General features: G+C 63.5%; 2 protein-coding genes and 1 pseudogene. 2 read left to right on the plus strand and 1 reads right to left on the minus strand.

The window, feature by feature from the left end:
* A pseudogene (locus tag AC1D15_RS30535) lies at positions 1–141 on the minus strand (2-methylcitrate synthase); the annotation flags it as partial.
* Positions 142–469: 328 nt separating this feature from the next.
* Between AC1D15_RS30535 and AC1D15_RS30540 the strand changes: the two are divergent.
* Complete coding sequence (locus tag AC1D15_RS30540) at positions 470–1,048, plus strand: YlqF/YawG family GTPase (protein ID WP_477828980.1); 579 nt, start codon at positions 470–472, stop codon at positions 1,046–1,048.
* 88 nt (positions 1,049–1,136) lie between these two features.
* Positions 1,137–1,520 (plus strand): hypothetical protein, encoded by a 384-nt coding sequence (locus tag AC1D15_RS30545; RefSeq protein WP_477828981.1) that lies wholly within the window; start codon positions 1,137–1,139, stop codon positions 1,518–1,520.
* Positions 1,521–1,723: the final 203 nt, after the last annotated feature.

The following is a 1,723-nucleotide window of genomic DNA, read 5'->3' on the forward strand; positions in this document are numbered from 1 at the left end:
GTCGAGGATGTCGTAGCCGCGGTAGTGCAGGTCGTTGCCGCTGCGGCCGACGGTGCACAGCGCGGTGTTGCCGGCGGTGACACCGGACAGCGCGACGGACTTCTTCGGCTTGAAGCCGGCGGTGATCGTGGGAGTGCTCATGCTCGCAATCTTCGCAACGCCACTCGCCGGGGACAACACTGAAGTGGCGAAGTCTTGCGAAGCCGGCGCTGCCATCCCGCGATGTTTGCGAACAGGGCTTCATGGAATCCAGGCGTCGGCCAGTTCCTGGTGGCGCCTTTCAGAATCGAAGCCTGCCCCCCCCCCGCCGGTTCGAGATGCCGACCTTTCATGATGGATAAATTGTCGCCTGCCGGAGATCGACCAGGCGCTGCCGGGCCCCCGTTGCCTGGGGCTGGACGCCAGCACCACSGCGCCGGCGCGTGCGCTGATASCGGCGTGCCGGGCGCTTGCCCCGCATCGCGGCGGCATGGTCAAGCCGGTGCGGGTGTTGATTTGCGGTATTCCCAACGTGGGCAAGTCGACGCTGGTCAACACSCTCAACGGCCAGCGCACRGCCAAGACGGGCGACGAGCCGGGCATCACCAAGCTGGAGCAGAAGATCCTGCTGGCCAMCGACTTYTTCCTGTTYGACACACCGGGCATGCTGTGGCCGCGAATCCTCACYGMGCAGRGTGGGTACAACCTGGCGGCGAGCGGYGGCATCGGCCGCAATGCKTAYGACGAGGAAGAGGTARCGATGGCGCTGCTGGCTCGCGTGCGCCATCGCTACGCGGACCGACTGGTGGCGCGCTACAAGCTYGCCGACTTCTCGGCGATGACCGACGAGGCATTGCTGGCCGAAGTGGGCCGCAAGCGCGGCGGCCTGCTGCCCGGTGGCCGCGTGAACATGCAGAAAGCCGCTGAGGTGGCGTTGAACGACTTCCGCAGCGGCGCCTGGGGCCGCGTCACGCTCGAGACGCCGGACGAGTTCGCGCACTGGCGGGCAGCCGGCATCGTGGCCGAAGAGACGCGAAAAGCGAAGAAGGAAGCACGCGGGAAGGCGTGACGTCATGTCGTCTTCCATGGGGAGCCTGGGACCGACGACGGCCAGCTGCTGCCGGTCGCCAAGGTCTGCTTTCAGGTAGGCTATCTCGATGGATCGAATACTTACCGTCCACGACTATTACGATGGCCMGCGTCTTGGCATCGCGGAATGGAACGGCGTGCCGCACATCTACGAAGCCGAGTTCGACCACAGCACTGATGAATACGGCGATACGTACTTCCTGTCTCCTGTCGATCCGAGTCTGCTAGGGCTGGTGATGGAGGACTGGGGCATCTGGCTTCGATGGGAAGCTGCGCGTAAACGAAACGAAGTTGCGGCAGAACCCCACGGAATTTTGGCTGTTGATGCAGAACGTAGCGCGGTGGTCAAAGCTGCAATTGGAGATCGGCTCAAAAGTGATCCCCTGAACCGAAGCCGCCTGAGAGCCAGGTTCAACCATGGGACGGAAGGCGTCATCTGGGAAGAAGCCTGAGCGCAATGCCCGCTCCCGGGTGGGCAGATCGAGAAATTGACCTGCGGCAACGGATCGCCTACCGCCGACAAGGCGCAGCAGCTGACTGACAACAATCGGCCACTTCCTGCCGCTCGCGGATGACTGCTGTCGAGCGAGCCGATAGACTTCTTGTTCAAGCCCCCTGGACGAAGCCGATTGAATCGGACGCGAGTAACCAAGAC

This window comes from Rhizobacter sp. P2_H2, from assembly GCF_056403375.1.